Genomic DNA, 25,614 nt, shown 5'->3' with positions numbered 1-25,614 from the left:
ATTTTAGATTTTAGATTTTAGAAAACGTCAGAAATAGTTATGAGTTGTGAATAAGCCTGCTTTGCTGCCAAGCGAGGATTTTTTCTGTTTCCGCTAATGCTGGACTAATACCAAACCAGCGTCCTGTAGTATCACGGTATTCAAAGACAAACATACTGCGTAGCAATGTCTGGTAATCAGATTCGCCTTTGACACTTTGTTGATTCACTACTTCTAATAGCAATTCCCAGACTTGTTCATCAATTGCTAATAGCAGATCATCACGATAGTCTTTGATTACTGCTTCTAAACAATCCTGAGAAAAAGGTGGATCTTGCCGTTGCAGACAACTGTATAACAGACCTAGAAGGTTACGAATATGACCACCACTGATCCGACATAGGCGATCTAGAGTTTGGGGATGATCAAATAACTCTGTGATTAAGCCTAGCCTTGCATTCCAGGAAATTTCAGGAAAAGCCCTTGTTAGTACTAGTTGGCGTAACAGAGATATTCCTGATTCGTAGTCACTACCATCTCTTTGGCGCACAAGTACCATTGGTAACACTTTCGGAGCGATACCACCCCCAAGACGGTTTTTGAGTGTTTCGTACTCATTAGAAAAAATTAATGCCAGGGGGATAGTGTAGACCATATGGCATTTGAGTCGGCGTAACTGTTCGCCTCGGTCAATGAAAAGATATTCTGGTAGCGATCGCCCTGAAGCTAAGGGGCGCATATCAACTCGATCTAAGTTATCGACAATTACTACTAATCCTTTTTGACCACGCTGCTTTAGCTGTTGAACAGCTTTGTCTAGCAATTCTTCGTTGATTGCTTGCAGAATACCATTGGTGCGTGGTTCCAAGTACTGGCGCAGTTGATTGCGTAATTGTGGACTATCTTTAGTTTTGGCGCTAATTTTCGCAATACCTAAAGACAATTCTGCTTCTGCTGATAAATCTATTGGAGTTTGTAAAAAATCCCCAATTTCTCGAAACAAATTAGCAAAATAACCTGATTTCTCTTTGATGTTAATTGCTTCTAAACTAGTGCTGACTTGACGGGCTATACTCAGCAAAATATCGCTGACGTCAATATCGGCCATGTCTAAGTCTTGACTGGATTCAAAATAAACGACATGAAAGCCTGTCTGCTCTAGTTCTGTCTTTAGGCGCTGTAATTCTGTTGATTTACCACAACCAATATGACCTGTAAATAACTGGCAAGTTGGGTCATTTGGAGAAATACGGACAATTGTGCGTTGCAGTTCTTCCACAATTTTGCAACCACGCACATCAGAAAAGTCTATGTAGTATTGTCGATCTGATGCATCACCCATTACCAGGGTTTTACTAGGATTACAGGCTTGATAAAAACGTTGCAAATTTAGTGATGTTTTCATGTAGATGCAGACTTGTTTTGAGTATAAAAAAAAATAAGTAACCCTTACCTTCCCATAAAAGTATGCATGAGACTTATTCTGCATTTTTTGCGTTTAGTAAGTCCGTAGCATGGTAAGAATTTTATCACTCCCTGATATGTGGATTATATCTTGTCTTTTTTACACCTATTGTTGATATTTTGACAATCTCTAATTTTAATCCCAGATAAATTTATGTCAATCTCAATCACGCTTTAACGGTGAACCATACTAGATAGTATCCTCAGCTTAGTGTGTTATATAAAATCTTGAGTATAAATATTTACAAGAATGCATCAGGCAATTATTGTATAAAATAGTGATTTTTTTGACTATTTTTTGCAAACCAAAATACAGTATGTTTATCTATTTTTATTTTTCGCAATAATTAGAACACATGCTATTTGGATTGTCATAGATTATACTTTAAACGATTTTAGTAGAAGTTTTGATGACAGATAATTCTCTGAGCGATGCAAAATCAGAGTATAATTTCGTTTTCGCTAATTACTCTGTCCTGATTTACAGATGCACAAAAATATCTATTTGTCAACAAAACTTGTAGCTTTTTTAATTAAATGATCACCGATAATTCTGAGCAGGCTTGGAATGATTGGTCACGCATCAAACAAAAGCTACATAAGTTCAAAGTCCAGATTTCAGAACAATTGTAAATTTCAAATTGTATGAATGTACAATGGCTAACTACTAAAATCTTGATTTTGTTGCTGTAGAGTGTTGAAACGGCAGCTTTGACTACAATTATTGAATGCTACTAATGTGCAATTAACAATTAACGACTTGGATTAAGGGTGTGGAAGAGGTTTGAATGGCTAGCATAGTATCAATTTCCCGCACAATCTTAGCAAGACGCCGTAAGAAGTTACGTAAAAAGCGGTTGATCAAACTTATTCAAGCGATTTGGCGAACTGTGAGCGTAACTAGTTTGGCGGGTGGTTTGCTTTGGATAGCAATTCAACCGAATTGGGTTCTCAAAACTCCCAAAGATGTGGTGATTACAGGAAATCAATTGCTTTCGGCTCAAGAGGTTCAGTCTTTGCTAGTGTTGTCTTATCCCCAATCTTTGTGGAAGATTGAACCATCTCGGATTGCTCGTTCTCTACAGCAACAACCAAGTATTTCCCAAGCAACCGTGAGTCGTCGCCTGTTTCCTCCTGGCTTGGTAGTCCAACTTCAGGAAAGAACACCAGTCGCGATCGCTCAAATGCGGCGAGAACAAGCCAATAGTAAAAATGCCAATACAAAAGTAACCATGGGATTACTAGATGCGAATGGCGTCTGGATACCTTTAAAAAATTTGACTTCCCTCAACTCTAGAGTCAAACTGCCAACTTTAAAAGTGATCGGATCACCAGAACAATATCGTTCCTACTGGAGTTCTTTCTATGAAGCGATCAGTCAAACTTCCTTAAAAGTGACAGAAATAGATTGGCAAGACCCAACAAACTTGATTATAAAAACAGAACTAGGTTTGGTACATCTCGGTACTCCCAGTCCCCAGTTACCAGAACAAATTAAGGTACTTGCCCAAATTCGCCATCTCCCCTCACAACTAAATCCCAATGAAATAGAATATATCGATTTGAAAAATCCAGAACACTTGCTAGTACAAATGAACCAAAAAAACAGGAAACCAATATCCAAACCGAGCAAAAAAAACTTGCGTGTTTGATGTTAGAAGATTCTTAGGCTATAAAGAAGTTTTATGTTGAATAATTATGTTTATTGTTGAGTTGGGTTTGCCCAGTCATCTATGTCAAAATCGGCATTAACTTCGTAATTACAACTGGAGGATTAGTTGCAAAACCTCTCTTTAGACAGTAAAAGGTATTATTGTTATTTAACTAACATCTAATGATGGGTAGAAGATGTTAGGTTCTTTACTTATAGCATCTTACCTAAAAGCAATTTTTAACTACCCAATCTTCAGTTTAGCACAATACTTGCTATATTGAAGTTCTTTTTATTACCTGCCAATTCATGTAGGTAAACTGTTGCTTTTAAAGACTTTTCGAGAGTTTACTCTTAGGTAGATGTTTGAATTGAGCTAAGTAAAGCAGTAAATCAATAAGATGTTTCAAAACCTCAGTAAAACACTACAAATATAGTTTTTCCGTCACCTCTATTTAGAGCATAGGTAAATAAAATATTAAGACACTAAATTTGTATGAAGTTGCAATTATCCCCAATAGTGAATCCGATTAAACATATCATCAACCGAGAACTAACGTGTCATCGCCAGTCTTTGCAAGTAATACAATTATCTCAGTATTTTACGTGCAAAAATTTGATTTTTAAATGTAAGAGTATAATTCAATACTGCGTGGCTATGCAATTTTTGAACTTGGAACTATCTATTTTTGGTTTTCAGCAATGTTTTAATAGTTTTATGCCTAATATTTTATACCAGTCTTCTGGCTTATTTTAATGAGAAAAGAAAAAAAATACACTTATAACTGTAAAATTAATGACCAACATAAAGCAACGGCAGCAAACGAAAAAGGTTATTGGGGTTACAAAGGGGATACCGAACCAAATCGGTAAAAAAGCAGTGAATATATTAATGTCTGGTGGAAGTGATACAGGTCATTTTCAAGTAAATAGTAGGTATACTTCTCTAGAATTAACTGTGCAAACAAGCGCCTTGATGACTTACCCCATAACAAATGTTCCTACCTCTAATCCCGAAAGGGTTAGAAGTGGGAAGAACAAGAAAAAACAATGTCATATTGTTGATGGTAGCGTCAAACTATAGTTGACTCTTAGGTGAATGACACCTTAAAAAGCCGTTTATCTACCTTTGTGAATCCAATGACACTTGATAATAACCAAGGACTTACCTATAAAAACTCCCAATCTCCAGGACAGTCTGCTTTTTCACTGGCTGTGAATTCCACAAATCCGTTTAATCATTCAGGGTTGAGCTTTGGGCAAAATAATGACAGTAAAAAAATAGAGCATGAAGATACCCGAATCGGCGACATTGTTCCCGGTCGAGTTGCCAACATTAAAGTGATTGGTGTAGGTGGCGGTGGTAGCAATGCTGTTAACCGCATGATTGCATCAGATGTCAGTGGTGTAGAGTTTTGGTCTATCAACACAGATGCTCAAGCTCTGACTTTGGCAGCAGCTCCGAGCAGACTACAAATAGGGCAGAAACTAACACGGGGGTTGGGAGCAGGTGGTAATCCTGCTATTGGTCAAAAAGCTGCTGAGGAGTCACGGGATGAGATTGCGACGGCTTTAGACGGTGCTGATTTAGTATTTATTACTGCTGGTATGGGTGGTGGAACTGGTACAGGTGCAGCTCCGATTGTGGCAGAAATAGCCAAAGAAATGGGCGCTCTCACCGTTGGTGTAGTTACACGTCCGTTTATCTTTGAGGGGCGTCGCCGGATCAGCCAATCAGAGCAAGGGATCGAAGGGCTAAAAAGTAGGGTAGATACATTAATTATCATCCCTAACAACAAGCTACTGGAAGTGATCCCTGAACAAACACCGATGCAAGAAGCTTTTCGCTATGCAGATGATGTGTTACGCCAAGGGGTACAAGGTATTTCCGATATTATTACCATTCCTGGTTTGATCAATGTTGACTTTGCAGATGTGCGAGCAGTAATGGCAGATGCAGGATCAGCATTAATGGGGATTGGTATTGGTTCTGGAAAATCTAGAGCCAGAGAAGCTGCGATCGCAGCAATTTCTTCGCCATTACTTGAGTGTTCGATTGAAGGAGCTAGGGGTGTTGTCTTTAACATCACTGGTGGTAGCGATCTCACACTACACGAGGTGAATGCTGCTGCTGAAACAATTTATGAAGTGGTTGATCCCAATGCCAATATCATTTTTGGGGCAGTGATTGATGACAGACTCCAAGGTGAAGTCAGACTCACCGTGATTGCAACTGGATTTACAGGTGAAGCCCCAACTGCACAACAGCCAAACGTTACCCAAGGGCGAGTAGTACAAACCCCACCACAAAGAAGACCAATGCAACAGCCTGCTGCGCCCACTCCACCAACACCAACTCCAGAACCAAAAGAAAAAGGAACCATATTGGATATTCCTGATTTTCTGCGGAAGCGGACACCACCACGCAATTAAAAGATTAACTGTTGGCTTGCCGGCTGCTCATTTCTAATTCCACTAGTTTATAACAGGGGTTATGATCAGCAATTTAGTTACCATTTTTGGTGTAGCCAATCAGTATCTCAACTCATCTACGTATCCCATAGACTGAAAGTAGTTTAGGCTGGAGTCAGCTTGTTTAAAATCATCAGTGTGTTTGGTAAAAAACGAAAGCGATCGCCTTTGTTTTGGTTATTGATTCAGTTGTCTTAATAGTGTCTTGGGTCTGGATAAGTATTGTTAATGATGGACTTATTTTGCTTTTGTAGTCTTTCAACACAGAGCTATTTTTTAGCTGTTCGGTCTAAATTTCAGCACCGGACGCCACTGTAACTCTCTATGTTATTTGTAATTTATTGTTTCAGTTTCCAGGGTGCAAGAGTAATTACAGATGAATCATGAATTATGAAGATTGAAAGAATTCATAATTCATAATCAATAATTTATAAATTTTTTGTCTGCTCAACCCATTTGATCACCAGATGACCAAGGCGAATACCCTCTAGTCGATCAATTTCACGTATTCCTGTGGGACTGGTGACATTGACTTCTGTCAAGTAGCCACCAATTACATCGATCCCGACAAAAACTAGGCCGTCTTGACGTAGGGTTTCGGCAACTTCGGAGCAGATTTCGTGTTCTTTTGGGGTAATTTCGGTTTTGGCAACTGTACCACCAGCAGCCATGTTATTGCGAAATTCACCGCTAGCAGAAAGGCGATTCACTGCTCCAATCGGTTTGCCATCAACAAGGATGATGCGTTTATCTCCTGCTTTCGCCTCTGGGATAAAATTTTGTACCATCACAGGTACTCCACCCCGAAGAGTACTAAGCTCGATCATGGAGTTGAGGTTGCGATCGCCTGGTTGCAAAATTAAAATTCCCTCACCAGCTTTATTACCTAGTGGTTTGAGAACTGCTGTACCTTTTGCTTCCACAAAATCTCGGATAATCTGCTTATCGGCGGTAACAATGGTTTCTGGTATTACCTTGGTAAACTGAAGGGCGTACATTTTTTCATTTGCTGCTCGGATACCACTAGGACTATTGATGACCAAGGTTTTGTCTTGATCAATGTAGTCCAGAATGTAGGTAGCATAGAGGTATGAAACTGTAACTGGTGGATCGGTTCGCATGAATACAGCATCCATTGCTTCCAAAGACATGCAGATGCGATCGCCCAGAGTGTACCAAGGATTCGCTGCTACCCAGAGTCCTTCCACCAATTCAATAGGCACGAGTTCTACCCGTTGCAAAATAGCCCAAGCTTTTCCTGCTACTACACTTAGTAAATTCGCTTGAGTGATCCAGACTTCATGTCCCATGACATGTGCTGCTTCCATTAGAGCGACGCTTGTGTCATGACAAGGGTCTAGAGTCTGTATGGGATCAATAATAAAAGCCAATTTCACGCTTTCTGCCTCAATTACCAGCAACTTCCACGGTCATTCAATTTAGATTATCGCGTGATCGTTAAACAAGTTTTGCGATCGCTCCCCAACAAAAATACCATCGAACTCTTCTATCTATACGCTATTGCCAGAAGCTAATAAATTATCTAGCTGTCCTCGACTATCTAAAGCGTATATATCATCACAACCACCGACGTGAACATTATTGATAAAAATTTGTGGTACGGAGCGTCTTCCATTTGCTCTTTGAGCCATTTTCTCTCGTGCGACCTCATCTCCATCAATACTGTACTCGCTGAAGTTTACCCCTTTTTTCTTCAGCAAGCTTTTAGCGCGGATGCAAAATGGGCAAGTCCTCCAAGTGTAAATTTCTACTTTCGCAGCCATAATATCCTCAATTTTATTTAATATTTCTTAAATTTTAGAATGTTATTACTGGCTGTGGCTGCTTTATCCTACTTTTATCAAATTCTAAGCAAACGTTTCATTTGTCATACTCATTTTTAATTTGGATAAACTAGTAAATTTAATACCAAATTTAAGTATTTTATGTAAGAGCATTTGCTGATGAGCATGTCACTAAAAAATAATAACAAACTCGTGCAAATGCTTATCCAGGAAAACTTATATGAATTGCATCTAGTTGCGTAACAAACCGATATTATTCGATTTACGATACTTTAAACCTCAGAGATTGCACTGATAAAAAATTAGGGTCATCGAAAAAAAATTTCAGTATTTGCCGTATAGCAACTAAAAATCTAATGCACAAATTTAGCCTTGCCACGCTACTAATGGGGAGCATCCCAATTTTTCAAACTTACCTGGCGACTAGAAGTCGCGGCTACACAAACCTAGTCCGCCTGCGCGGACTAATTATAGCCTGCGTAGGCAGGCCTAACCCTACCCTGCGGGAACGCCTGATGTCTCAAAAACACAGACGTTTGTGAGCCAGCGACTTCCAGTCTACGGGATTTTTAAACATTTGAGATGCTCCCTACTAATGTGAATTAAGCAAATATTTATATTTCCGACTCTACCAGTGCTGTACAGAAAAATCCGGAAATCATACTAAGAAGCAGCTATGTGCTTCATCCTTACCAAAAACAGTTAAAGACTAAGATATTCCTATACTTATATTTTTATCTTAGGAATTAAATATTTAACTAATGGCAACAATTATCACATTACCCAACTACATCAACGGTGAATGGCGTGCATCTAATACTACAGAATTTTTGGATGTAATCAACCCAGCGACGACAGAATTATTAGCGAAAGTTCCTCTATCAACTGCATCTGAGGTCAATCAATCCACAGATGCAGCCGCAGCAGCTTTTGTTACATGGCGGCGAACTCCACCTACAGAACGAGTACAGTATTTATTTAAACTTAAAAATTTATTGGAAGAAAACCTAGAAGATTTAGCCCGCACAATTACCCAAGAATGCGGTAAAACATTGGCTGAGTCGAAGGGTGAAATGCGCCGCGCCATTGAAAATGTTGAAATCGCTTGTGGTATTCCGATGATGATGCAGGGGACAAACCTGGAAGATATTGCGCGGGGGATTGATGAGATGATGATTCGCCAACCACTGGGAGTATGTGCGGTGATTGGGCCCTTCAACTTTCCAGGGATGATACCATTTTGGTTTATGCCCTATGCGATCGCCTGCGGTAACACCTATATTGTCAAACCTTCGGAAAAAGTACCACTGACAATGCAAAAAATCTTCCAGTTACTAGACAAAACTGGCTTTCCTAAAGGTGTCATCAATCTGGTGAATGGGACGAAACAAGCCGTAGACGCAATTCTGGATCATCCTCAAATTCGGGCAATCAGTTTTGTTGGTTCCACACCTGTAGCAAAGTATATTTATAGTCGAGCCGCAGCAAACGGTAAGCGTGTCCAATGCCAAGGTGGTGCGAAAAATCCGATTATTGTCCTACCGGATGCAGATATGGAAATGACCAGGCGTATTACTGCTGATAGCGCCTTTGGTTGTGCGGGACAACGTTGTTTAGCAGCCTCAATCGCCGTCACCGTCGCAGAAGCACGGCAAACTTTTACAGAAGCGATCGCTGATACTGCCAAAAAGCGGGTGGTAGGTAATGGTTTAGAACAAGGTGTGGAGATGGGACCAGTAATTTCTGCCCAAAGTAAGGATAGAATTGAGGACTTAATTCAAAAAGGCGCGGACAGTGGCGCGACGTTGTTAGTAGATGGACGCCAACCAAACATTTTTGGACATGAACAAGGCTACTTTGTGCGTCCGACAATTCTGCAAAATGTCGATCCAGCTAGTGAAATTGCCAAAACCGAAATTTTTGGGCCAGTACTGAGTTTAATTCATGTGAATAATATTGATGAGGCGATCGCTTTCGTCAACAGTGGTCAATACGGCAATATGGCTTGTTTATTTACCACCAATGGTGCAGCAGCACGGAAGTTTCGCTATGAAGCAGAAGCTGGTAATATCGGTATCAACATCGGAGTCGCCGCCCCAATGGCATTTTTCCCTTTTAGCGGTTGGAAAGAAAGCTTTTTTGGTGATTTACACGGTCAAGGTAATCATGCAGTTGAGTTTTTTACGCAAACGAAAGTAGTGGTGGAACGCTGGCCGAGTGAATGGTCACGTCAGTTTTGATCGGGAATCGGGAACTGGGGATTCTCCAGAGGAGACGCTACGCGTCTATGTGTCCTTTGTGGTAGCCTGCGGCAAGTCGCTAGCGCGCCTACGCTAAAATAAATATCTCTGAGTGGGAAGGGACTAATTAAATTTCTGGTGTTTGTCTATTATTAAATTGGTATTAGTTGTCCGCTTGTGGGATAATGCGACGCCAAACATGTGAAAATCTCCAATCCCCAATCCCCAATCCCCAATTCTACGGTAAACTTGCAAACACTTCTTCAACTAACTGCTTGGCTTTGTTATCTAAACGTTGCCAATCCACATCACCCAATTCATCAATTAAACTAGTATCAATCTCAACCGCAGTATTGTTGGGAGAAGTGTAATCAAGAAAACAAACTTGATAACATAACTCCCATAAATCTACGCTGACTTCTTGCTCTTGACGCTGCAAACACAAGTGATATCCTGGATGGGGAATTGGCAGATGAGTTAGTGTCTCCCTAATTTTTATGGCTTTTTCTGGTGTTGCAGCTTCTAGTTCTTGCAAAAGCTTTGTAACAATTGCTTTTGTATCTTCTGTGGTTTCTAGGGGCCAAATCAGTACATCCTGGTAAGTTCCTTTCCAATCAGATAGATCCAGCAGCTTGCGAATGTTATCAACAACGCGAATGAAAGCAGGTTGCATGAGGAGTTCAGCCTGCTGCCATGCGAGTGAGTTGGTAATTTTAGGTGGCATGGGTACTAAAAAATGTTATTGAAAAATAAATTAACAATTTGTATCTATTAAAAAGTGCGTTTTACGTGCAAATCTTTTTTCAAGATAGCGGATTTTATCGATCAAAGCTTGGAGATATTTATTACCATTCGGCAAAACTGGGTGTAAACACTGGGGAGGGAATATGATTGGCAAGTTACTAGACCACCGATACCAAGTTATTCGAGTTTTGGCAACAGGGGGATTTGGAGAAACCTACATTGCCGAGGATACGAAGCGACCGGGTAATCCTATTTGTGTGGTGAAGCATCTTAAGCCAGTTAGCACCGACCCTGCAATCTTTGACACTGCCAAGCGATTGTTTCACAGTGAAGCCGAAACTTTGGAAAAACTGGGCAATCATGATCATATTCCCAGACTTTTAGCTTATTTTGACGAAAATCAAGAATTTTATTTAGTACAAGAATTTGTTGAAGGACATCCTCTCAATGATGAACTAGTTGCTGATGAAGCTTGGACTGAGGGCGAAGTTATTGATTTATTAATAGAAGTTCTCAGTATTCTGGAATTTGTTCATAGCCACGGGGTAATTCATCGGGATATCAAGCCAGATAACATTATTCGTCGTGCCTCTGACCATAAATTAGTTTTAGTAGACTTTGGTGCTGTCAAACACTTACGTTCTCCTTCTGGATATCCTCAAGCATTTGCTGGTGGACAGTTCTCCGCAACAGTGGCGATCGGTACTCCCGGTTATATGCCTACAGAACAAGGACAAGGTAAACCCCGTCCCAACAGTGATATTTATGCTTTGGGTATTATTGCAATTCAAGCATTGACAGGAGTAGCACCAATAGATTTGCAAGAAGATACTCACACTGGTGAGATTCTTTGGCAACATTTAGTACCTATCAATCAAAATTTGGTTGCAGTTTTAGACAAGATGATACGCTATCACTTTAAAGACCGCTACCAAACTGCTACAGAAGCACTACAAGCATTGCATTCTCTGGGTATGCATTCTGAGTCTATAACAAACCCCAGAAAGTCTAGCTACCAATCCATCAAATCTCCATCGGTTCAATCTCAGCAGAGAACTATCGCTGTTGCACCTGTAAATCGTGCAGTTTCAAAACCAGCAACTCCTCAGCCTCAGCCTACTACCATTCGCAGAAGTTCTGGTGGTCTTGATTTACTACAGCTATGTATTCTGGTAATTTTGGCAAGCAGTGCTGCTGTTGTCGCCCCAGCTTTAGTCAAAAATGTCGAAAATTTCACCACTAGTTTTTGGGGGGGTAATGACGTTAGCGCCAGTAACTGCTTTGTTGTGGTTGGTGCAAATAAAGTTAATCTCCGTTCTGAACCAGTTGCGATCGCCAATAACAACATCGTAGAAACACTCACCAGGGGTAAGAAATTGGAAGTCACTGGTAAGCGGACAAAAGCTGGTTGGGTAGAAGTCAAAATTGATCCAAAGAACTCAGCTTGGATATATTCCGATGCAATAAAAAATAAAGAAGAATGGGTTTCTTGTCTACGAGATAGAGGTATTGCACTTAAAACAGTAGATGATAATACTGTGATTGCTAATCGCCCCCTTCCAACAAAACCTGTTGTTGATGTAGAAACATCACCATCAAAAACATCACAACCTTTATCATCACCTTCACCACAATCAGATTCAAATCAACCACAAAATAAAGCTTTGAATAAAAGTGCTAGCGAAATTTTAGAACAAGCAAAAGAGAAATATGAATCTGGAGATTTAGACAGTGCGATCGAACTTGTGAAGTCTATACCTTGGAATGCATCCGACTTTAAACAAACAGCAGATATCATTACCCAATGGCAGCAAGATTGGACAAAGTCAGAAGCTTTATTCAATGAAATTAATAAGGCACTAGATAATGGTCAATGGGATAAAGTTTTGGCTTACAAAGATCATCCTGAAAAATTACCCAATATTGAATATTGGCAAAATAAAATTGAACCATTATTTAAACAAGCAGCCGATAATCAGGCTAAAGAAAAAACTGCTAAACCTATTGCTACTCCGCAGTAAAGATGGGATTGGGGATTCTCCAGAGGAGACGCACTCGCGTTCGGGGACAAGGGGGACAACAGAGAAACAATAAAGCCTCAATACCCAATACTCAATCCCCGATCCTCAATGACCCTTGACCAACAACAACCACTAACAGTTCTATGATGGAGGAATAGGTTTTGTTTGGTGTTGCCACGCCCTTTAATGAAGGCTGACAACGGCTGGTAAATTGGAGACAGGTACGCCAAGTTTAAACTGACCAAACGGATAAGGATGGGTACATGAAGAGCAAGCATCAATTTGTCTACGCATTCCTGTTGCAAGGCGCTGTAGTATTTTCTACTAATTTACTATCCGTTGGTGATGTTATCGCTCAAGTTTCGCCATCTCCTACACTCACTCAACAACCACAACAGCAACAAGTCCGAGAACTAGTCCAAACAGAAGTAGATCGGGCTTTTGGTCGTACGCGCAGTTTACTAAATATTTGGGTAATTATACTGACTGTATTTCCTGTCGCTGTTATTGCATCTTTTTGGTTATTGCGGCGAGCGGTGGTGCGTGAAATTGTAGATAAAGCTACACAGCAGTTCAAGGAATTAGAAGATTTACAAAAGCAACTGCTCAGTGTCAGACAAACTGCACAACACAGTATCCAACAAGCCAAAAATCTTACCACTGATTTAGAACAAGAAGCAAAAGCGGTACGAGAACAGATTATCTCTGTAATTCCATCGGAAATATCTGAGTCAAAAATGCATTTATTCACAGAATTAGAAACACAAATAAATGCATCGAAACAACAATTAAAAAGTATAGAAGCAGAATTTGGCTCTCGATTGTCAGAATTAGAAATAGATGCTCAACATCAGAAAAATATCACCCTTGACACTTTAGGAAAATTAAGATCAGAACTAATATCAGAAATCTCTGATTTTCAACACGAACACCAAAAACAAAGAGAACAAACTTTTGCTGAGCTAGACGCATCTCGACATGAATTTACTTCTCAAGTAACTGCTTGGCAGTCAGAGGTAAAGCAAAAGAATGAACAAATTCAAGAAAATTTCAATCAAACTCAGTTAGAATTTGCAGCACAGCTATCTGAGATTCAAATAAGCACTCAACAACAAAAAGAACAAGCTTTTGCAAGATTAGAACAATCAATCACAGAATTAACATCAAAAATTACTGAGATTCAGTGTGAAACTCAACAACAAAAGCAGATAATTCTAGAAAATATAGAAAACTTACAAGGAGAGTTTACTGAGAGATTAGCAGAGTATCAATCAGCTAATCAACGCAGTCAAGAACAAACAGTTGCTGACTTAGAAAAATCACAACAAGAATTTAGAAAACAATTAGTAAAATGGCAAGCTGAACTTGAGCAACAACAACATCAAGCTTTAGCGAATGTGACGAATTGGCAATCGGAATTTGCGACACAAATTGCTAATTTAAACGTTATAACTCAACAAGAAAAAGAGCAAGCCTTTGCAGATTTAGAAACTTCTAAGCAAGAATTAATATCGCAATTTGCATCTCAATTATCTGGCTCAAATTTAGCTTTAGAGCAACAAAAGCAACAAATTATCGCAAGTTTGGAAACTTTACAGTCAGAATTTTCTTCGCAATTATCAGAGTTACAAACAGAAACTCGACAGCAAAAACAACAAGCTTGGGCTGAAGTAGAACAATCAATATCTGAGTTAACATCTCAATTTAATAATGTGCAATCAGAGACCCAAGAACAAAAGCAACGAGTTCTAAAAAGATTGGAAAAATCACAAGCAGATTTTACAGCCCAGCTTACACAATGGCAGTTAGGAACTCAACAACAAAAAGACCAAGCTTTGGCAGAAATAGATAAAACAATATCTGAGATTAAGTTTCAACTGAGTGATGTACAAACAGAAGCTATACAGCAAAAACAGCGTGTTATTAAAAAATTGGAGAAATTACATACTGAAATTGGCTCACAAATATCTAAGTTGTTAGTAGACGTTAAACGTAGTAAAGAATTAGTAATTGAAAATTTAGAAAAATCAGGTTCTGAATTTGCTTCTCAATATTCCGAATTACAGTCAAATACACAATCACAAAAGCTGGAAATTATAGAAAAGCTAGAAAAAATTAAGTCAGATTTTCTCTCACAACTTGCCCAATTACAAACAGAAGCTCAACAACAAAAAGAAGAAACTCTAAAACAATTGGCTGAAATTACACCTCCAATTCATTTAGAAGTTGTGACTACGGAGGTTCAAGAAATTTTACAGCCAGCACCGTTACAACCAGTAGATTCAGAAACTACTGAAGCGCAAGATATATTAACTGCTGAAGATTATCTTAAACAAGCAGATGTGGTGTTTGCAGAAAAACGTTATGAAGATGCGATCGCTCTCTATAAAAAAGCAATTAAACTTAACCCAGACGAGCCGCTAGTTTGGTTGAAGCGGGGTATCGCTTTGGGAAGATTAAAACAATACCAAGATGCGATCGCTTGTTACGATCAAGCCTTACAAATCAATCCTGAATATCATCAAGCTTGGTGTGACAAAGGCGTAGCATTAGGATTATTAAAACACCAAAAAGAAGCTTTTCAATGTTTTGATAGAGCCATAAAAATTAAACCAGATGATGCTGTGGCTTGGTTAAACCGAGGATTAGCTCTAGAAGAATTAGAAGAATATGAAGAAGCGATCGCATCTTTTGACACAGCACTACAATTAAACCCCGACTCTTACAAAGCTTGGAATAACAAAGGTTACGCCTTAGTTATGCTTGGTGATGATGATGAAGCAATTCAAAGCTTTGATCGCGCATTGAATATTAAACCAGACTACGCCAACGCCTATTACAACAAAGCCGCCTGTTATGCTTTACAGTCCCAGCTAGAATTAGCCTTAGAAAATCTCCAACTAGCAATCAATCTTAATCCCAGATATAAACAACAAGCAGAAACCGACATAGATTTTGAATTAATTGCCAAAGAAAGACGCTTTCGGCAGTTAATTGTATAAACTAAACTGCAAAGATAGCTAACAATAGACCCATCCTAAATATTATCAACGTATAAAAAAATGGTAGAACGAAATTTTAACCGTCTACCAAAATGAAAAATCCACTTCATTATATTCAAGAGAAACCACATCGCACAAAGCAAAGACTTCAATATAAGGGTTTTGTTGTCTTGCGATTTGCGACCGCCCTGTGGTCGATTACCTCACGAATCATTTCGGAATGCTATATGAATGTTTGAATTAATTCATGCAGTATGATTTAAATTAAGTAATGAAGAATAATTAACTAGATAATGAACCAATATGATGAATTGTAGACCTATTGCTGTCGATTTATTTGCTGGTGCAGGTGGAATGACATTAGGATTTGAACAGGCAGGTTTTGATGTGCCTGCGTCTGTTGAAATTGATCCAATTCATTGTGCTACACACGAATTTAATTTTCCTTTTTGGACTATTTTTTGTAAAAGTGTAGTGGATATTACAGGAGAAGAAATTAGAAAAAAGTCATCCATTGGGGATAGAGAAATTGATGTTGTCTTTGGGGGACCACCATGTCAAGGATTTTCATTAATAGGTAAACGTTTTATTGATGATCCTCGCAATTCTCTGGTGTTTCATTTTATTAGATTAGTTTTAGAGCTACAGCCAAAATTTTTTGTTTTTGAAAATGTCAAAGGAATGACTATAGGAAAACACAAAGATTTTATCTCGAAAATAATCAAAGAGTTTGAGTTAAAGAATTACCAAATAAAGCCAAACTATCAAGTATTAAATGCTGCTGATTATGGAGTGCCTCAAAATAGAGAAAGATTATTTTTATTAGGTTGTCGGAATGATTTATATTTGCCAAATTATCCACTCCCAATTACTAAATATAAAAGACGAAATAAATCCAATCTTGATACTACATTCCCATCAACTCCTACAGTTTGGGATGCGCTGAAAGACCTACCAGAAGTAGAAAAATATAAAGAATTATACGAAAGAGATTGGATAGTTGCAGACTTTGGTAAGCCTAGTGATTATGGTAGGCAACTTCGCAGCCTTTACTCTCCAGATAACAACTATTCATACGAACGTAAATATGACTCTAGAATTCTTACCTCTAGTTTAAGAACAAAACACAATCCAGAATCTATTAAAAGATTTGAGTCTACTCAACATGGTAAAATAGAACCCATAAGTCGCTTCCATAAACTTGATCCTGAAGGTATATGCAATACACTCAGAGCAGGAACTCCTAGTAATAGAGGAGCTTTTACTTCTCCTAGACCAATTCACCCATTTACACCAAGATGTATTACTGTACGTGAAGCAGCACGTTTACATTCTTATCCTGATTGGTTTAGATTTCATGTAACTAAATGGCATGGATTTAGGCAAATAGGAAATTCTGTCCCTCCCTTGTTAGCAAAAGCAGTAGCCTTAGAAATTATCAAATTGCTTAATGTACATCTAACTAAACCTCTGAGTAGACATGAGTTAGGAGATATTCAATTGCTAATGTATGATATGTCTGAAGCATCCAAATATTATAAGGTTGACCCATGCGTAATAGAACCCAGAACTAGAAAAATTAACAAATAAAAAATGGTTATTAATAATGGATAGCAGTAAAAAACTAAATAAAGAAACAATATATAGCAGTGTCATTAATGAAATTTTTAAAAAACACTATGCTTCAGGCTTAGAAGAATTTTATTTTACTCGTTTAGAATTAGAAGAAATCGGGACAAAGCTTGGTCTTGAAGCTAAAAATCTCGGTGATGTAATTTATGCTTATAGATTTAGAAGGGCTTTACCTCAAGAAATAAGAGATACAGAACCTGAAGGTTTGCAATGGATTATTGAGTTGTCAGGTCGTGCTATTTATAAATTTAGGCTAGGAAAAATTAACCGAATTATTCCATCAGCTAGTTTAACCCAAATTAAAATTCCTGATTCAACTCCAGAAATTATTTCGAGATATTCATCAGGAGATGAACAAGCTCTTTTAACAAAGATACGTTATAATCGATTAATAGATATATTTTTAGGAATTACAGCATATTCTTTACAAAACCATTTAAGAACAGCTGTTAAAGGAATTGGTCAAATAGAAATAGATGAGATTTATGTTGGTATAAATAGTCATGGTTCTCAATTTATTATACCTGTTCAAGCTAAAAGTGGGAATGACCAGATTGGTATAGTTCAAACTAAACAAGATATTGCTTACTGCGATAAAAAATTCCCTAACTTGATTTGTCGTACAATATCAGCTCAATTTATGAACAATAATTTAATAGCAATGTTTGAACTGACACTAGAAGATGGTGAAGTTAGAGTAGTGCAAGAAAAACACTATAAATTAGTACCCGCAGATCAAGTTTCTGAAGCAGATTTACAAAAATACAAAAATTATTAAGTGGAGTTTTGCTGTTAGCCCGGAAATTTATTTCTGGGCGGGTTATGGTAAGAATGAAATAGCCTTGCTTGTGCAGATTGGTGAATGAACAGATAGTTGCAATATAGGAAGTTCAATCAAAAATTCTGCTCCCTGTCCTGGTTGAGAATTACACAAAAGTTTACCGCCATGTTTTTCAGTAATAACTTGGTAGCTAATGGCTAAACCTAAGCCTGTTCCTTTACCAACAGGTTTAGTAGTAAAAAATGGATTAAACAACTTGGAACTTACCGTCTCACTAATACCAATTCCGTTATCTTTAATACTAATAGTTACAGTCTGATTTTGAGCAGCAGTCGATATGTAAATTGTGCTTGGTTGAGCTTTAATTTCCTCTAGTGTACGATCGCGATCGCGTTCTTCTAATGCATCAATCGCATTAGTGAGAATATTCATAAACACCTGATTTAATTGGCCTGCATAGCACTCTACTAAAGGTAAATTTCCATACTCTTTAATGACTTGGATTTCAGAACGATCTGATTTAGCCTTAAGACGGTTATTCAAAATCACCAATGTGCTATCGATACCTTCATGAATATCAACTTCTTTCACCTCTGCTTCATCTAAGCGCGAGAAATTTCGCAATGACAGTACAATTTCACAAATGCGGTTTGTTCCTATTTGCATCGATTCGATTACCTTGATTAAATCCTTGTCCAAGAAATCAAAATCTACTGCAACAAGTTCCTCCTGAATTTCTAGAGGTGGTTCAGGTAAATACTTTTGATAAAGTTGTACCAAGCGCAATAAATCCTGAGTGTAATCCTCAACATAAGTGAGATTACCGTGAATAAAGTTGACTGGGTTGTTGATTTCGTGAGCAACACCTGCCACCATTTCACCAAGGGCTGACATTTTTTCACTCTGCACCATCTGCGCTTGCGTATAGTGCAGTTCCGCAATAGTTTTTTGTAGTTCAGTCGTGCGTGTTTCTACTCGTTGTTCTAGTTCAGTGTTAGTTTTTTCTAAGGCTGTAAAAGATTCTTGTAACTGTCTAGCCATATGGTTGAAGGATTGCGCCAAAACCTCCAACTCATAAATTCCTTTGACTTCAACCGGGCGATCTAATTTTTGATCAGCAATTGCCTGACTTGCGTGACTCAGCTTTAAGATGGGTTGAGTAATCCAACGAGATGTATAAATCCCAACTATCGAAGCCACTACCAAAGTCAGCAAACACAGGGCTATTGTAGTACGAGTATTGGCGTTGATTTGCCCCATAAAATCAGCTTCCGGGACAGTGACAACCACAAGCCAATCCAAACCAAACTGATCGCGCCAGGGAGTAACTTTAACATATTGGCGATCGCCCTTGAAATCAAATGTTAACTGTTGTTTTTCTTGAATCTGCTGCAAGTCTCCCAGCTTTTGCTTTAAATACTTAGCAGTAGCTTGAATTAAAGGATCACCGCTATCAGATGCAGCCAATCGTTTGGTTTTACCATTGACTATTACATAGGGTTTTTGGGTACTGGAATTGGCAACCAATAACCCATTGTGTTCAATAATAAAAACACTACCATTTTGACTGACACGAATTTGGCGGAGAAAATCACTAATATTCGACAGTAGTAAATCAACGTCAAACACAGCGAGCAATTTACCACTTTTATCATAAACAGGATAGCCAGCAGAAGCAGCAATGTAACCAACATCCCCATCCCAAGGATTCACACCACTCCAAATCGGTTTACCCGCTTTTACCGCATTGACATACCAAGGTTGTGCAAAAATATTATAATTATATGTATTAATTTGCTTTGTCCGGTTTCCTTGAGCATCTGTAGTGTAGGAATAAACCTTAGCCACTCCATTAACAGCTAAAGGATACAAATCTATTGTGGTAGATTTACTCCTCGAATAATTACCAGATCCAGCCCCTTCACCTGTAGCTAAAGCATAGCCGTTGTAGCCCAAATTTTTATAGAGCTGCATCTGTTTCCAAAAATATTTTCCTGCACGTTCAATATCTTGTAAATTGAGCAATCCCGTCTCTACAGCATCCACATTCATTTGATTAATTTGATGAGGAATTGCTAGGTAGCTATTAAGATGCTGATTAACGAGGCTGTTGGTTTTACTCATTACCTGATCAGCAAGTTCGTTGACTGCTTTTTGACCATTTTTAAAGGATAGATATCCAACTAAACCGACAGATATACAAATTTGAACAACGAAGGGAACGATTAATAATAGTCGTAAAGGAACTTTTATAAAGCCCTGGGAATGAGAAAATTTCATACTTAAATTATTTTAGTAACATCAACCAAATCTTCGGCTAAAGTTATTGTTCCCATATTCGTGATTCAAATTCATCTTGAGACAAATCTAAATTAATTGATTGGATTAATTCTTGTTTGTTAGCAATTTATGAAACTATTTTGGATAAAATAGGCAATGATTTCAGAGTATCTGTTTTCATAAAAGCCGCGATCGCATTTGTGATGATCGTTAAGTTTTAATTTCTCAGTTCAAAAAACCCGTCTGCAATTGAAATCGCAGTCTTATTTGCATTGTCCCCAAAAAAACGGGCAGGCTTATAAACCCTTTTATTAATCAATGGGCCATGCGGAATATCCAAAGAAGCCTGCCCGTTTTTTCTAGGTGGAAGACCCTTATAGCTCAAGTTTGCTTAAACCAGACTACTTGATTTTATGAAGTCGTCTGAAGACGACTTGTACTATTAGCTAACGGTTTAAACCGTTAGCGGTATATTGAAAAAATTGGGATGCTCCCCCCAATCCCCCTTGTCCCCTTGTCTTTTCTCAATCCCCAATCCCAGCAAGTGCCAAAAAACACACAAGAAACTCATCTCAACCGCGCTCGCGCTAGTCTCAGACAAGCGCTATCTTGGTATAGCAATTTCCGCAAACCTGGACAAGTATCAACAAATCCAAAATTAGCTGGTTTGGTAAAACCAGAATTAGAGGTTTTAACCGCTACTCTCAACAAACTAGATCATAATGTGATTGTAATTGCCACTTTTGGTTTGGTAAGTCGTGGTAAGTCGGCGGTGTTGAATGCTTTGTTAGGACAGAAGATTCTGCAAACTGGCCCTTTACATGGTGTGACTCAATATCCCCGTTCTGTACGTTGGAATCTTGGCGATAAAGCACAGGTAGAATTAATTGATACGCCAGGACTAGATGAAATTGCGGGAGAAGCGCGATCACAAATGGCAAAGGATGTGGCGCGTCAAGCAGATTTAATTTTGTTTGTGGTTGCTGGCGATATTACCCGCACTGAATATCAAGCTTTGTGCGAATTGCGACAGTCACAAAAGCCTTTGATTCTCGTGTTTAACAAAATAGATTTGTATCCAGATACAGACCGAGAGAAAATTTACAAAAATTTACAACAACTGGGTGCAGGAAATACCCAAACCAAGCCTTTACAACCCGATGAAATTGTTATGATCGCGGCGGAACCAACACCCTTGGAAGTACGGGTTGAGTGGCCAGATGGGAATGTAACTTACGAGTGGGAGACACCACCACCCCAAATAGACGAACTCAAACAGACTCTTCTGAAAATTCTCAACCGGGAAGGGCGATCGCTCATTGCTTTAAACGCACTCATCCAAGCACGGGATGCGGAAGAAGCGATCGCATCCAAAACTGTTGATGTACGTCAACAAGAAGCAGAAGACTTAATTTGGCAATTTACCAAATATAAAGCTGTGGCTGTCGGGTTAAATCCCATCGCCTTTCTAGATATTTTAGGTGGAACTGTCGCCGACTTAGCCTTGATTCGTTCCTTAGCAAGATTATATGGTTTGCCTATGACGGGCTATGAAGCCGGGAGACTACTAAAAACAATTTTATTCAGTTCTGGTGGTTTGCTACTAGGAGAATTAGGTAGCAGTTTTATTTTAGGTTTAGGTAAAAGTACGGCAGCAATTACGAGTGGTGACAATCCTAGTAATATTACAGCCTTTGCTGGGAGTGTGATCGCTCAAGCTGGAATCGCAGGTTATGGAGCCTATGCAGTCGGTAAAGCTGCCCAAGTATACCTCGAACAAGGTTGTACCTGGGGGCAATTAGGCGCTAGCACCGTGATCACAGAAATTCTGGCTGAGGTGGAATCAAATACAATTTTGTATCGTTTGCGACAGGAATTGGAACGTAATTTGGGTATTATGGGCGATTAAAGTTTAAGCATCAAAAGCGCTTATATTCTCTAAGATTTGAAGTCAAGCGCTTGTAACGTTGATGTTGCCTTAACCATTCTTTACAAACCTCCTCTGCAAGTTGTATTTCTTTCTCACTCAAAAGTTCATCTGGTGTTCCAGACGCTAAAATCAGGGCGACTTTAGCAGCTCTTTGATAATCGACACCATACTTAACGAGTTCTGTATGAAAAAATTCTTCTTTCTCCTTAGAATACATTTTTAAATTTAGTAACTAAAATTTTTAAGCTTTTTATATAATTTCTAAAATTTATGAAGCAACCACTTCTTACTTAAGATAGATTCAATAATTAACTTTAGCTTTTCTTTATAAAGTCAGGGAAGAGGGAACGGGGAATAGGGAATAAAAGTGTACTGATATTTTTTCAATTATCAGATAGGAGTTCTATACATAATCATTTAGAGAAAACAGGGACTAACCTTGCTGCTCATAAAGTTTACCCGCCTAAAAAATCTGTAGAGACATTGCAATGCAACCTCTCTACATAACCAGAAAACCATATTAATAACCTTAACTGAAACCGTATTGATTTTTAAATACGCCAAAAGTTTATTAATTCTAATCAATTGTATAACTTTTTATATAGCGAAAATTTTTACCTCAGCACTTTTTTATTTTTTTTATCTACGCTATAAATAAAGGCTCAAGAAGCAATAAAACTTTGAGTCCATTTTGTGCAGTACAAAAAAGGGTAATCTATGACATCACAAACTTTAGACGTATTTCAAGCTCTAGATGAAGCTCGGACGATTTGTGATCAAAAAGGCAGTAGTTCCAATGAATGTATTTTAGCCTGGGAAATAGTTGAAAAACTACGAATTGAGCAATCTCAACAACAGCAAATCACAAAACGCAAAACAGATTTAGAACGCTATTGTGAAATTCATCCAGAAGCGATTGAATGTCGTATTTATGACGTTTAATTATCTCTAAAATTAGCAGTAGCAGATTTTGTAATTTGTTGAATAGTTTCTAAATTTGGCGGTGCTATCTCACTATCCATTCCTAACCACAAAAGATACTCAATATTTCCAGCTGGGCCAGTCACAGGCGACCAAGTTAGACCTTTGTAATTCCATCCTAATTCAACAGCTGCTTGTAAAACCTGGGCGATCGCATCAGCATGGTCTTTTGGATCACGTACCACTCCTTTTTTCCCAACACGACTTTTTCCCACTTCAAATTGAGGTTTCACCAACAAAATCGCTTCACGCTGAGGTTGAGTTAATCGCCACAAAGCAGGTAAAACCTTCGTTAACGAAATAAACGAAACATCTACCACCACTAAATCAGCATAATTTCCCCCCGTCTCTGCTAGGGGGGACACACCATACAACTCATCAGGGGTTAGATAGCGTAAATTCGTGCGTTCCTTCAAAATTACCCGTGGATCGTTACGTAACTTCCAGTCAACTTGTCCGTAACCAACATCCACACCATAAACCAGCTTTGCTCCAGCTTGCAGGAGACAATCGGTAAAACCGCCTGTAGAAATACCACCATCCAAACAGATACGGTTTTCTATAGTAATAGCAAACTCTTGTAGCGCCTTCGCGAGTTTTTCACCCCCACGAGAAACAAAAGGCGATCGCTCCTTAATCTTAACCTCAGCCGCAACCTCAACCTCTGTCCCCACCTTATCAACAAGCCTACCATCAACGCTCACTTCCCCCGCTTGAATCAGCCGTTGCGCTTGCTGACGGGACACACACAATCCCAAATCCACCAACAAAGTATCTAATCGTTGCTTAACCAAAATTCTAAATCCTTATTTCTAACCCTATTTACAACTACTACTCCTCCTTAATTTTTCACCACTAAGGATTTACTTTTATAAATTCTGTAGGGTGTGTTACGGCGTTTGTGATGTATATTTTTTAGCGATAAATTACATGATACGCCGTAACACACCACATTAGCTTGATCAATCATCCTGCATCAACTTACCTAGTTTTATTGAAAAACCCTTTTATAAAATCTTCCTGGAATTTTATTCTTAAACCTTATTCATACTCATCATAATTAAACATTAAAACAAATTTTTGTTTAGGTAAAACCAACATAGGTAGATATATAGAATGATCATCCCATCCTTGATTCTTCTCTCCTCTTTGATAGCAAATAATCAGAGTTGGAACATCAGGATATTTCTTTTTAGCTTCTATTGACCACTCACCTGAACCAAAACCAAATCTCCATTGAAAAGGATGTTTCCTTGGCATATCTAACCCTTTTCTTTTATTCTTTTTACCTCTACGAACATTTAAACGCCCTTTTGTTATCCCCTTTGATTTTATATCTGTTAATCCTTTAACGATACGTTTAGATTCCCATTCTTCACCGGGAATATAATAACTCTTTGTGTAACTGATAACTTGAATTATAAAATCTATATCCACCTCATAATAGCGATCGTCATCCTGATAATCAATTAAAATATTTTCTATATTGTGAAAATCCTCCTTAATTTCTTCTTTCTTATAAGCTGGATTTTGAGGGAAAATCAACTTTCCTGGTGCTAGTACACCAATAACTGTGGGATCTAAAACATTAGAGCGAGTTGGTTTTAGATTTCCTCCTACCCAAACAGGCTGAAGTTGAATATTATCAATATCATCTCCAATCGCTTGACGCATTGCTTCATCCGCTTCATGGATAGAACGAAAAGTGTATAGTATATGTTCCGGTAAAAACAGACGAGTAACATCTTTTAAATGTGGACGATAACCATACATTCGAGCGTGTTGATGCACTGTGTCCATTACTTTTTGTTTTGCATCACGCCCATAATAAGTTACCATTAACCCATCAATAGTCACACCCCTACCTAATCTATTACCTCCGATTAATATATTCATACCGGGATTGTAATTAGGTTCTTTATCGGGATTATTTGCATTAATTATTTTAGGAATTGCACGTCTTAGTTGAAACTTCAACTCATTTATCAAAATATCAAGTGGAGGTAAATCATCCGCAGTTTTATTTAACTCATTGTAAGCTTGTTCTAGCCATTTTAGAGCTTTCTTATTTTCAGTTTCAGAACTCTTGTCTCGAATTGCTTGATCTAAATTAATTACAAATTGACTAATAACTTGCTCTAAGACACTATGAATATCTTGTTTATAACAAATATGAGCTAAAAAAGAATATTTTGCATTTTCGTTCTCAGAGGATAACATTTTGTATGTTGACCCTAGAAAAAAGCAACACAGCGCAAGTCTTAATCCTTCAGGAATTTCCCATTTATTACCTGGATTAATTGCACCTTTTTGTTTCTTTAACTGGTTAATCTCTTCAGCACCCACAATACAACAATAGTTACTGTTTTCTGAAAAGAAGAGTTCTCCTCCCATATAATTATTTCCCGGTTCCGGTACTCCTGCACAAAATTGTGGTTTACAAGGATGAGAGAGATTTTGTAGTAATAAACTTTGGGGAGTTGCTGTAATTTGAATATAAATATGATTAGCAACTTCTTGACGAATTTTACCTATTTTTTCAAATATTGTGCTGTCAGGAATAGTATCTTTGCCTTGTTTAAGCTGTTATGCATTTAAATTGTGATGACAGCGTCGCCTTTATTTTTGAGTT

Annotated in this window: 18 protein-coding genes; 10 read left to right on the top strand and 8 right to left on the bottom strand. The window is 38.3% G+C overall.

Features of this window, described 5'->3' with window-relative positions; all coding sequences use genetic code 11:
• Nucleotides 1-37: 37 nt before the first annotated feature.
• The gene (locus AC5JMK_RS28920) at nt 38-1,384 is read right to left on the bottom strand and encodes an ATP-binding protein (protein WP_096673587.1); all 1,347 of its coding nucleotides are present in this window, start codon (nt 1,382-1,384) and stop codon (nt 38-40) included.
• A gap of 847 nt (nt 1,385-2,231) precedes the next feature.
• Here AC5JMK_RS28920 and AC5JMK_RS28915 point away from each other — a divergent pair.
• From AC5JMK_RS28915 to ftsZ, 3 genes are all read left to right on the top strand, one after another.
• Complete coding sequence (locus AC5JMK_RS28915; RefSeq protein WP_096673589.1) at nt 2,232-3,095, top strand: cell division protein FtsQ/DivIB; 864 nt, start codon at nt 2,232-2,234, stop codon at nt 3,093-3,095.
• A 795-nt stretch (nt 3,096-3,890) separates the two neighbouring features.
• Nucleotides 3,891-4,178, top strand: coding sequence for a hypothetical protein (locus tag AC5JMK_RS28910; protein ID WP_096673591.1), 288 nt, complete (start codon nt 3,891-3,893; stop codon nt 4,176-4,178).
• Nucleotides 4,179-4,234: 56 nt separating this feature from the next.
• Nucleotides 4,235-5,527 (top strand): cell division protein FtsZ, encoded by a 1,293-nt coding sequence (ftsZ, locus tag AC5JMK_RS28905; protein ID WP_096673593.1) that lies wholly within the window; start codon nt 4,235-4,237, stop codon nt 5,525-5,527.
• A 467-nt stretch (nt 5,528-5,994) separates the two neighbouring features.
• Here the strand turns inward: ftsZ and gshB are convergent, their stop codons facing one another.
• Nucleotides 5,995-6,963 carry a glutathione synthase gene (gshB, locus tag AC5JMK_RS28900; RefSeq protein ID WP_495911591.1) on the bottom strand — a complete coding sequence of 323 codons (969 nt, stop codon included), beginning with the start codon at nt 6,961-6,963 and terminating at the stop codon, nt 5,995-5,997.
• 114 nt (nt 6,964-7,077) lie between these two features.
• A complete protein-coding gene (gene grxC / locus AC5JMK_RS28895; protein ID WP_096673597.1) occupies nt 7,078-7,350 on the bottom strand; it encodes a glutaredoxin 3 in 273 nt (90 codons plus the stop codon).
• Between the two features lie 782 nt (nt 7,351-8,132).
• On the opposite strand from grxC, the gene AC5JMK_RS28890 reads away from it, so the two are divergent.
• Nucleotides 8,133-9,611, top strand: a complete 1,479-nt coding sequence (locus tag AC5JMK_RS28890; RefSeq protein ID WP_495911590.1) for a CoA-acylating methylmalonate-semialdehyde dehydrogenase — start codon at nt 8,133-8,135, stop codon at nt 9,609-9,611.
• Between the two features lie 238 nt (nt 9,612-9,849).
• On the opposite strand, the gene AC5JMK_RS28885 is transcribed toward AC5JMK_RS28890, so the two are convergent.
• Nucleotides 9,850-10,335 carry a hypothetical protein gene (locus AC5JMK_RS28885; protein WP_495911589.1) on the bottom strand — a complete coding sequence of 162 codons (486 nt, stop codon included), beginning with the start codon at nt 10,333-10,335 and terminating at the stop codon, nt 9,850-9,852.
• A gap of 163 nt (nt 10,336-10,498) precedes the next feature.
• Here AC5JMK_RS28885 and AC5JMK_RS28880 point away from each other — a divergent pair, with 163 nt between their 5' ends.
• The 4 genes from AC5JMK_RS28880 (at nt 10,499) to AC5JMK_RS28865 (ending at nt 17,788) form a co-directional block, all read left to right on the top strand.
• A complete protein-coding gene (locus tag AC5JMK_RS28880) occupies nt 10,499-12,376 on the top strand; it encodes a protein kinase domain-containing protein (protein WP_495911588.1) in 1,878 nt (625 codons plus the stop codon).
• Nucleotides 12,377-12,639: 263 nt separating this feature from the next.
• Nucleotides 12,640-15,378 carry a tetratricopeptide repeat protein gene (locus tag AC5JMK_RS28875; RefSeq protein WP_495911587.1) on the top strand — a complete coding sequence of 913 codons (2,739 nt, stop codon included), beginning with the start codon at nt 12,640-12,642 and terminating at the stop codon, nt 15,376-15,378.
• Between the two features lie 303 nt (nt 15,379-15,681).
• Nucleotides 15,682-16,968 (top strand): DNA cytosine methyltransferase, encoded by a 1,287-nt coding sequence (locus AC5JMK_RS28870; RefSeq protein ID WP_495911586.1) that lies wholly within the window; start codon nt 15,682-15,684, stop codon nt 16,966-16,968.
• A 16-nt stretch (nt 16,969-16,984) separates the two neighbouring features.
• A complete protein-coding gene (locus AC5JMK_RS28865; RefSeq protein WP_495911585.1) occupies nt 16,985-17,788 on the top strand; it encodes a hypothetical protein in 804 nt (267 codons plus the stop codon).
• 42 nt (nt 17,789-17,830) lie between these two features.
• Here the strand turns inward: AC5JMK_RS28865 and AC5JMK_RS28860 are convergent, their stop codons facing one another.
• Entirely contained in the window at nt 17,831-20,071 is a 2,241-nt protein-coding gene (locus AC5JMK_RS28860) for a sensor histidine kinase (RefSeq protein ID WP_495911584.1), read from the bottom strand.
• A 487-nt stretch (nt 20,072-20,558) separates the two neighbouring features.
• Here AC5JMK_RS28860 and AC5JMK_RS28855 point away from each other — a divergent pair, with 487 nt between their 5' ends.
• On the top strand, nt 20,559-21,980 hold the full coding sequence (locus AC5JMK_RS28855; RefSeq protein ID WP_495911583.1) for a DUF697 domain-containing protein: 1,422 nt from the start codon (nt 20,559-20,561) through the stop codon (nt 21,978-21,980).
• Between the two features lie 10 nt (nt 21,981-21,990).
• On the opposite strand, the gene AC5JMK_RS28850 is transcribed toward AC5JMK_RS28855, so the two are convergent.
• Nucleotides 21,991-22,218 carry a hypothetical protein gene (locus tag AC5JMK_RS28850; protein ID WP_096673612.1) on the bottom strand — a complete coding sequence of 76 codons (228 nt, stop codon included), beginning with the start codon at nt 22,216-22,218 and terminating at the stop codon, nt 21,991-21,993.
• 500 nt (nt 22,219-22,718) lie between these two features.
• Between AC5JMK_RS28850 and AC5JMK_RS28845 the strand changes: the two genes are divergently transcribed.
• Nucleotides 22,719-22,943, top strand: a complete 225-nt coding sequence (locus AC5JMK_RS28845; protein ID WP_096673614.1) for a Calvin cycle protein CP12 — start codon at nt 22,719-22,721, stop codon at nt 22,941-22,943.
• Here the strand turns inward: AC5JMK_RS28845 and AC5JMK_RS28840 are convergent.
• Both AC5JMK_RS28840 and AC5JMK_RS28835 read right to left on the bottom strand, forming a co-directional pair.
• Nucleotides 22,940-23,776: a TlyA family RNA methyltransferase gene (locus tag AC5JMK_RS28840; RefSeq protein ID WP_096673616.1), complete on the bottom strand. Its 837-nt coding sequence runs from the start codon at nt 23,774-23,776 to the stop codon at nt 22,940-22,942. The genes AC5JMK_RS28845 and AC5JMK_RS28840 overlap by 4 nt on opposite strands.
• A gap of 247 nt (nt 23,777-24,023) precedes the next feature.
• On the bottom strand, nt 24,024-25,376 hold the full coding sequence (locus AC5JMK_RS28835; RefSeq protein ID WP_495911582.1) for a Z1 domain-containing protein: 1,353 nt from the start codon (nt 25,374-25,376) through the stop codon (nt 24,024-24,026).
• Nucleotides 25,377-25,614: the final 238 nt, after the last annotated feature.

It is taken from the genome of Pelatocladus sp., assembly GCF_059505505.1.
Note: the sequence above shows the minus strand (reverse complement) of the source record. Positions and strands in the feature narration are given on the sequence as shown.